General features: G+C 74.1%; 9 protein-coding genes. 4 read left to right on the top strand and 5 right to left on the bottom strand.

The window, feature by feature from the left end; all coding sequences use genetic code 11:
- Nucleotides 1-349: 349 nt before the first annotated feature.
- The 3 genes from ACIQGZ_RS26455 to ACIQGZ_RS26445 are packed head-to-tail and all read right to left on the bottom strand — an operon-like array spanning nucleotide 350 to nucleotide 2,114.
- Complete coding sequence (locus ACIQGZ_RS26455) at nucleotides 350-1,114, bottom strand: TetR family transcriptional regulator (protein WP_402606359.1); 765 nt, start codon at nucleotides 1,112-1,114, stop codon at nucleotides 350-352.
- An 11-nt stretch (nucleotides 1,115-1,125) separates the two neighbouring features.
- Nucleotides 1,126-1,707, bottom strand: a complete 582-nt coding sequence (locus ACIQGZ_RS26450; protein ID WP_402606357.1) for a DCC1-like thiol-disulfide oxidoreductase family protein — start codon at nucleotides 1,705-1,707, stop codon at nucleotides 1,126-1,128.
- Nucleotides 1,704-2,114, bottom strand: coding sequence for a hypothetical protein (locus ACIQGZ_RS26445; protein WP_402606355.1), 411 nt, complete (start codon nucleotides 2,112-2,114; stop codon nucleotides 1,704-1,706). Before ACIQGZ_RS26445 ends, ACIQGZ_RS26450 begins: the two co-directional genes overlap by 4 nt.
- Nucleotides 2,115-2,226: 112 nt before the next feature.
- Here ACIQGZ_RS26445 and ACIQGZ_RS26440 point away from each other — a divergent pair, with 112 nt between their 5' ends.
- The 4 genes from ACIQGZ_RS26440 (at nucleotide 2,227) to ACIQGZ_RS26425 (ending at nucleotide 6,044) form a co-directional block, all read left to right on the top strand.
- Entirely contained in the window at nucleotides 2,227-3,819 is a 1,593-nt protein-coding gene (locus ACIQGZ_RS26440) for a Na+/H+ antiporter (protein ID WP_402606353.1), read from the top strand.
- A gap of 69 nt (nucleotides 3,820-3,888) precedes the next feature.
- Nucleotides 3,889-4,536 carry a TetR/AcrR family transcriptional regulator gene (locus ACIQGZ_RS26435; protein WP_402606351.1) on the top strand — a complete coding sequence of 216 codons (648 nt, stop codon included), beginning with the start codon at nucleotides 3,889-3,891 and terminating at the stop codon, nucleotides 4,534-4,536.
- Nucleotides 4,537-4,671: 135 nt separating this feature from the next.
- Nucleotides 4,672-5,307: a DJ-1/PfpI family protein gene (locus ACIQGZ_RS26430; protein ID WP_402606349.1), complete on the top strand. Its 636-nt coding sequence runs from the start codon at nucleotides 4,672-4,674 to the stop codon at nucleotides 5,305-5,307.
- A 68-nt stretch (nucleotides 5,308-5,375) separates the two neighbouring features.
- Entirely contained in the window at nucleotides 5,376-6,044 is a 669-nt protein-coding gene (locus ACIQGZ_RS26425; protein ID WP_402606347.1) for a lysophospholipid acyltransferase family protein, read from the top strand.
- A gap of 106 nt (nucleotides 6,045-6,150) precedes the next feature.
- On the opposite strand, the gene ACIQGZ_RS26420 is transcribed toward ACIQGZ_RS26425, so the two are convergent.
- Together ACIQGZ_RS26420 and ACIQGZ_RS26415 are read right to left on the bottom strand one after the other, a co-directional pair.
- Nucleotides 6,151-6,633 (bottom strand): hypothetical protein, encoded by a 483-nt coding sequence (locus tag ACIQGZ_RS26420; RefSeq protein WP_402606344.1) that lies wholly within the window; start codon nucleotides 6,631-6,633, stop codon nucleotides 6,151-6,153.
- The gene (locus ACIQGZ_RS26415; RefSeq protein ID WP_402606342.1) at nucleotides 6,630-7,268 is read right to left on the bottom strand and encodes an HAD family hydrolase; all 639 of its coding nucleotides are present in this window, start codon (nucleotides 7,266-7,268) and stop codon (nucleotides 6,630-6,632) included. The genes ACIQGZ_RS26420 and ACIQGZ_RS26415 overlap by 4 nt, the downstream gene beginning before the upstream one ends.
- Between the last annotated feature and the right edge of the window lie 103 nt (nucleotides 7,269-7,371).

The raw sequence follows: 7,371 nt of genomic DNA, 5'->3' as shown, positions 1-7,371 counted from the left end.
CCCTCGACCCCACCGGCCGCGGTCGCCAGCGCTGGAACAACCGCTGGAAATCCGCCCTCAACGAGTTCGACGTCCTCTTCGACGGCCGCCTTACCACCGGACGAGTGTGAGCCGAACAGCCCACCGAACAACCTGTAGGCCAAACAGACGAACCACACTTAATTCCTGATAGACCCCCCCAGCCGTGCGCGGGGGCGCTCTGAGCATTCGGTTGTCGGAGGCCATAGGCAGACTGCGTTCGTGAGCACTGTCTGTCGGGTCCGGGCACGGGAAGGCGGGCGCAGAAGGCGGAGCTCAAGTACTCGCGCGTCGCTTGGACTTGCTGCCGCCCGGCCGTCGGGCGCCGGTTTCAGCGGGGCTGGGTGCGGCCGAGGGTGGGGAGGACGAAGTCCTGGACCAGGGCGGTGGCCTCGCGGACCATCGGGCGGAAGATCCGGTAGCGGGAGAGGGTGATCACCTTGGCGACCAGGGGGGCGCAGCGCCGGACGAAGGCGCGGGTGCGCTCGGTGTCGTCGGTGCGGTCGAAGACCCAGTAGAGGACGACGACCATCAGGTGCAGCCAGAGCAGGTCCGGCAGCAGCTCGTTCAGTTCGGCGTCGAGCTTGGGGCCGAGCTGGGAGCCGTCCAGCACCTCGCGGAAGATCTGGACGGCGGTGGTGCGCGCCGGGTGGGACTCGCTGGAGAAGGGGCTGAGCGCGCTGTCCGGGTCGGCGGCGGTGCGGAAGAACTGGGCGGCGAACTCGTGGTACGGGGCCGCGCAGTCCAGCCAGGTGGTGACGGCGATGTCCAGCCGGTCGGCGAAGTCGGTGTGGCCGGCCAGGGCGGCGTGGGCGGTGGCGGCGTGCTCATGCGTCATCCGGTCGTAGAACCCCTGGATCAGGTGTTCCTTGGACTCGAAGTAGTAGTACGCGTTGCCGACCGAGACCCCGGCCTCGGCGGCGATGGCCCGCATGGTGGTCCTGTCGTAGCCGCGCTCCTGGAAGAGCCGCATCGCGGTCTCCAGGATCAGTGCCCGGGTCTGCTCGCTCTTGCCGGTCTTCGGGCGCGAGCGACCGCCGCGGACCTGCTTGGCGAGGTCTGCGGCGGTCGGTTCGTTCGGTCCTGCGTGGTCCACGGTGGTCGAACCTAGCCCGGTACGGAGCACATACCGCCCGCGCAGCCGGGGCCGGGCGGCCCGTTCCGCCACCGGCCGTTCCGGTCTCGGGTGTCCCGGTCCCAGGCGCTGCGGTCCCAGGCGTTGCGGTACCAGTCGGGCCAGTCCCGGCCGCGCGGGAGGCCGGGTGCCGTACCGGGTGCCCCCTCCGCACCCGGTACGGCACCCCCGCGCGTCGCCGCCCGGTACTTGCCGGCGGCGAACGCGGCGGCGCGGGCGAGCGGCAGCCCGGCCGGGGTACTGAGCCGGTGGGCCAGCGGGCGGTGGTCCGCCAGGGCCCACAGGCAGACGACGAAGGCGTGCGGTCCGGTCCACACCTCGCCGGTGTCCGCGACGACGGTGACCTCGCCGAGGGTGGCGTCGTGGTCCACCCCCGGGAACCGCTGCCTGGCCTCGGCGGACGCCGCGGCGACGAATGCGAGCGGGACCAGTTGCCGCTGGTCGCGCAGCCAGCCGCTGAGTCGGCGGCAGAGCGGGCAGGTCGGGTCGTGCAGCACGGTGAGCCGCCGCACCGGGGGAGCCGGGGCGGCCGGGGCGGCCGGGGCGCCGCTCATGCCTGCGGTGTGGCGGGGAGGGCCCAGCCCTGCGGCGGCACCGGGGGCCGCTGCTCGCGGTCCAGCAGGCCGCGCCGCCGGATGCGGCTGAGCACGTACACATTGACCAGGTGCAGCCCGCCCAGCACCAGCAGCACGGTGCCGATCATGACCGAGAGGGCGTCGAAGACCGCCGTGGCGCTGCCGATGCGGTCGCCGGTCTTCGTCCAGAGCGCGACGAAGCCCAGGTTGACCAGGTAGAAGCCGACGACCAGCAGGTGGTTGACGGCGTCGGCGAGCTTCTCGTCACCCCGGAAGACGTCGGCCAGGAAGGTGTGGCCGTTGCGGCTCAGGGTGCGGGCCACCCAGCTGGTCAGGGCGGTGCTGATCGGCAGGTAGACGACATAGCTGACGGCTGTGAGGTCCACGGGGACCCCTCCGTTTCGAACGTGTTCGAAACTTCGATGTGCAGGACTCCGGCCAGCTTTTTGAACGCGTTCAAGGTGATGCCCGCAGCCGATCGCGGGGAAGCTGATGACCATGGACCAGCTCACCCTGCTCTTCGTCGTGCTGCTGGCCAGCATCCTGTCCGTACCGGTCGGCAGCCGGCTGAAGCTGCCGCCGCCGGTGCTGATGACCCTGCTGGGGGTGGCGCTGGCCGTGCTCCCCGGCGTGCCCGAGGTCCGGATCGAACCCGAACTGATCCTGCCGCTGGTGCTGCCGCCGCTGCTGTACGCCGCCGCGCAGCGCACCTCCTGGCGCCAGTTCCGCGCCAACGCCCGCCCGATCCTGCTGCTCGCCGTCGCCCTGGTGCTGGTCACCACGGCAGCGGTGGCCGCCGCCTTCAGCCGACTGGTCCCCGGCGTACCACTGGCCGCCGCCGTGGCGCTGGGCGCGCTGATCTCACCGCCCGACCCGGTCGCCGCCACCGCCGTCGCGGGCAGCGTCGGACTGCCCCGCCGGCTGGTCTCGGTACTGGAGGGGGAGGGCCTGTTCAACGACGTCACCGCGCTGGTCATCTACGGCGTGGCCATCGACGCCGCCGTGTCCCACAGCTTCTCCACCCCGGTGGCGCTCGGGAAGCTGGTGCTCTCCGCCGTGATCGCGCTCGCCATCGGCTGGGGCCTCGGCTGGGTGAGCACCCGGCTGATGGGCCTGCTGGGCGACGCCACGCTCCAGGTGGGCCTGAGCCTGCTGGTGCCGTTCGCCGCGTACGCGGTCGCGGACGCGCTCGGCGGCTCCGGCGTGCTCGCCGTCCTGGTCTGCGCCCTCTACCTCAGCGAGAACGCCGGGGACGCCGACGACGTCACCTACCGGCTCACCGGCAACGCCTTCTGGGAGGTGGTCGAACTGCTGGTGACCGGTACGGCCTTCGGGCTGATCGGCCTGGAGCTGCGCACCGTACTGGCGTCGGTGGGGGACCACTGGACCGGGATGATCGGTGACGCGGCGGTGGTGGTCGCGGTCGTGGTGCTGGTGCGACTGTGCTGGCTGCTCCCGGCGACGTACTTCTCGCACCGGATGGACCGGGGCCGCCACCGCACCTCGGAGGCCGAACCCGTCACCTGGCAGGAGAGCGTGGTGATGTGGTGGTCCGGGATGCGCGGGGTCGCCTCGGTCGCGCTGGTCCTGGCCATCCCCCGGGAGATCCACAACGGGCAGCCCTTCCCGGAGCGCGACCGCATCCTCTTCATCGCCTTCTGCGTCGTCCTCTTCACGCTGGTGGTGCAGGGGCTCACCCTGCCGCTGCTGGTACGCCGCCTCGGCGTCCAGGCCGACACCGACGCCGAGGAGCGCGCCGAACGCGAACTGTGGCACCGGGCCACCACCGCCGGGCTGAACCGGCTCAAGGAGCTCGACGCCGACGAGGAACTGCCCGAGGAACTGGTGGAGCGGCTGCGCCGCAGGCAGCGCGACCGGCTGGTCCGCGCGCTGCCCGAGACGTACGACGAGAGCCAGCGGGCCGCCGCCCGCGAGCGGATCGCCTTCACCCGGCGGTTCCGGGAGGTGGAGCAGGAGATGCTCTCCGCCTCCCGGCACGAGATGCAGGCCGCCCGCGCCGAGCCCGGCGCCGACCCGGAGCTGGTCGACCGGGTGCTGCGGGCCCTGGACCTGCGCAGCGCCGGCCGCTGAGCTCGGGGCGGGCCACCCGGCGGGTCAGGCTGTAGACAGTGTCTACGAGAGCTGGTAGACACTGTCTACATGACCGAGGGAGCAACCGGACCGGAGCAGCCGGCCCAGCCGGGAGAAGCGGCGGAGCCGGATGGCGGCCTGCGGGCGCGGCTGCTGGCCTGCGCCCTGGAGATGGTCGCCGAGGAGGGCGTACCGGCCCTGACCCTGCGCGCCATCGCCCGGCGCGCCGGGGTCTCGCACGGCGCACCGCTGCGGCACTTCCCCAGCCGGGCGGCGCTGCTCTCCGCCGTCGCCGCCGAGGGCCACCACCAACTGGCCCGGGGCATCCGGCAGGCCCTGGCGCACTGCGGGCCGCAGGCCGGCGGCGCCGCCCGGCTGCGCGCCACGACTCGGGTGTACCTGGAGTTCGCCACCGAGCGGCAGGGCCTGTTCGAGCTGATGGCCCGGCCCGACCTGCTGGTCCCCAGCGACCCGGTGCTGCGCCGGGCGAGCCGCCCGGTCTTCGAGACCGTGGTCGGCCTGGTCGAGGAGCGTCAGGCCGAGGGGTGGCGGGCGGGGGTGAGCAGCCGGCTGCTGGCCGGTTCGCTGTGGGCCGCCGTGCACGGCTTCACCCAGCTGTGGCTGATGGGCGCCCTCACCCGCGCCGCCGGTCCCGGCACCGCCGACGAGGCACTTGCCGTCACCCTCGAACTCCTCGACCTCGGCCCCGAGACCTGACCCGACCTGACCCCGAGACCTGACCCCGAGACCTGGCCCCGAAACCTGACCCCGAGACCTGGCCCCGAAACCTGGCCCCGAGACCTGACCCCGAGACCTGACCGGCCGTCACCCGGCGCGAGGAAGGCCCCGCACATGCAGATCGCCGTACTGCTCTTCGACCGGCTGACCGCTCTCGACGCCGTCGGCCCGTACGAGGTGCTCAGCCGGCTGCCCGGCGCGCAGACCGTCCTGGTGGCCGAGGAGCCCGGCCCGGTGCGCAACGAGGTGGGCAGCCTCGCCCTGGTGGCCGACGCCGCGCTCGGCGAGGTGCGGCGGCCGGACGTGCTCGTGGTGCCGGGCGGCCCCGGGCAGGCGGCGCTGATGGCGGACGGGCCGCTCCACGCCTGGCTCCGGGAGGTCGACGCGCACACCACCTGGACGGCCTCGGTCTGCACCGGCTCGCTGCTGCTCGGCGCGGCCGGTCTGCTCACCGGGCGGCGGGCCACCACCCACTGGCTGGCCGCCGACCGGCTGGCGCCGCTGGGCGCCGTCCCGGCCGCCGAGCGGGTGGTCTTCGACGGCAAGTACGTCACCGCCGCCGGGGTCTCGGCCGGGATCGACATGGCGCTCGCCCTGGCCGGGCGCATCGCGGGGGAGGCCACCGCGCAGGCGATCCAGCTGGGCCACGAGTACGACCCGCAGCCGCCCTACCGGGCGGGCTCCCCGGCGACGGCCCCGGCGCCGGTGGTGGCGGCGCTGCGCTCACGCCGGGACGCGATCCTCAGCTGAGCCCCTGCCCGCTGCTTCCGTTCGCCGTCCCCAGTCCGACCCCCCGATTCCGCCCGAGGAGGCCCCGCATGCTGCACGCGACCGTACGACTGGTGCTCGCCCCGCTCGCCCGGCTGGTGTACCGGCCCGTCATCGAGGGACGGCAGAACGTCCCCCGGCACGGCGCCGTCATCCTGGCGGCCAACCACCTCTCCTTCATCGACAGCGTGGTCATCCCGCTGGTGGCGCCCCGCCCGGTCGCCTTCCTGGCCAAGGCCGAGTACTTCACCGGCCGGGGGGTGAAGGGCTGGCTGACCAGGCAACTCTTCACCGCCATCGACGCCGTCCCGGTGGAGCGGGGCACCCACCGCGCCGCCCAGGCGTCCCTGGAGGGAGCGCTTGAGGTGCTGGCCGGGGGCGGCGCGTTCGGCATCTACCCGGAGGGCACCCGGTCCCGGGACGGGCGGCTCTACCGGGGCCGTACCGGCGTCGCCTGGCTCGCCCTGACCTCCGGCGCCCCGGTCGTGCCGGTCGCGGTGATCGGCACCGAGCACATCCAGCCGGTCGGCACCCGGCTGCCGCGAATCCGCCGGGTCACCGTCCGCTTCGGCACCCCGCTGCACTTCCCGCAGCCGACCGGGAGCGTACGCGCCGCGCAGGCCCGCCGCGCCGCCACCGACGAGATCATGGACGCCATCCACGCCCTCTCCGGCCAGGAGCGGACCCCCGACTACAACGACCTGCCCGCAGCGGCCTGACCGGATCGCTCCGGACCGGGGCACGATGGTGCTCTGCCGCGCCCGCCGGTCCGCAGGCATGGCGCCCCCGACCACGCACCACCCAGGGGCGCGGGGTGCTGCGCGCTCAGCCCGCTACCGCCGTGGGGGGCTGCTCACACGGCCGGTGCCGGGTCGCTCGCCGGACCGGAGCGGCGGTGACCACGACGAACAGCGCGAACAACGTGATGGGCAGCAGCCCGACCGGCCGCAGCAGCCAGGCCGGGTTCTCCCGCAGCAGCGGCCAGTCCACGTACCAGTTCGCAATTCCGTCCAGCACCATCACGCCGCACGCCAACCGGGCCGCAGCCGGTCGCCCCAGCAGTACCAGCGCCACGACCAGCGGATCGAGCACTACCAGGCCGACGAAGAACACCTGCGCCGGCAGCGGCGCGTACGACGCGTACACCCGCACCCCGCCCCGGAGCAGGTCGAGCAGATGGGCGCAGGTCCCCTCGGTGAAGCCGACCGCGTAGCCCGCCAGCACCCACCGCGCCCACCCCGGCAGCCCGCCCCACCCCGGCAGCCCGCTCCACCCCGCCGGGCCACGCCCGACGCGGGCACCGGTCACGCCGGGGCGCCCTCGGCCAGCAGCGGGCCGAGGGCCGTCCGCAGGTCGGCGGGGGTGCGGTAGTGCAGGCCGGTCATGCCCAGCGCGGTGGCGGCCCGGACGTTCTCCGGCCGGTCGTCCACGAAGAGGCAGCGCTCGGCCGCCGCGCCCGCCCGCTCGGCGGCGAGGTCGTAGATCCGGCGGTCCGGCTTGGCCACCCCGACCCGGGCGCTGCTGACGATGTGGTCCGCGAGGTCGGCCAGGCCCAGCCGGGCGAGGTCGCCGTCCAGGGCCGAGGTCGCGTTGGTCACCAGGACGAGCGGCACCCGCCCCCGTACCCGCCGCAGCATCGCCACCACCTCCTCGTCCGCCCGGAACGGCGCCGCCTCGAAGGCCGCCGCCAGCTCGCGGGCCCGGGTCGGCGGCAGCGGGTGGCCGACGAGCCGGAGAGCGATGTTCTCGACCCACTGCGCGGTGCTGATCTGCCCGAGCAGCGCCGGGCGGTCCACGTCGGACGAGAAGGCGATCCGGGCCGTGGTGCCCTCCGCCACGCCCACCGCCCGTTCCAGCCGGTGCAGCGGCGCGGAGTCATAGTGGCGGATCACGCCGTCCAGGTCGCACAGGACCGCGTCGAAGGGCAGCCGGGAAGTCGTCACCCGATCTGCCTACCACAACGCCCAGCACGGCAGAAGCCCGCCCCGGCCGACGGCCCGTCAGCCGCCCGCCCCCCGACGGCGGACGGCAGAGCGGCCCCATGAC

It is taken from the genome of Streptomyces sp. NPDC092296 (genome assembly GCF_044755465.1).
In the GTDB taxonomy this organism is placed as follows: domain Bacteria; phylum Actinomycetota; class Actinomycetes; order Streptomycetales; family Streptomycetaceae; genus Peterkaempfera.
The sequence above is the reverse complement of the archived record's forward strand: the minus strand, read 5'-3'. Positions and strand labels throughout refer to the sequence as shown.

Bases quoted from the DNA above. Each gene is read 5' to 3' on its own strand.
- ACIQGZ_RS26440 (WP_402606353.1), top strand. From the start codon at position 2,227: ATGGACCAGCTCACCCTGCTCTTCGTCGTGCTGCTGGCCAGCATCCTG.
- ACIQGZ_RS26425 (WP_402606347.1), top strand. From the start codon at position 5,376: ATGCTGCACGCGACCGTACGACTGGTGCTCGCCCCGCTCGCCCGGCTG.
- ACIQGZ_RS26450 (WP_402606357.1), bottom strand. From the start codon at position 1,707: ATGAGCGGCGCCCCGGCCGCCCCGGCCGCCCCGGCTCCCCCGGTGCGG.
- ACIQGZ_RS26430 (WP_402606349.1), top strand. From the start codon at position 4,672: ATGCAGATCGCCGTACTGCTCTTCGACCGGCTGACCGCTCTCGACGCC.
- ACIQGZ_RS26435 (WP_402606351.1), top strand. From the start codon at position 3,889: ATGACCGAGGGAGCAACCGGACCGGAGCAGCCGGCCCAGCCGGGAGAA.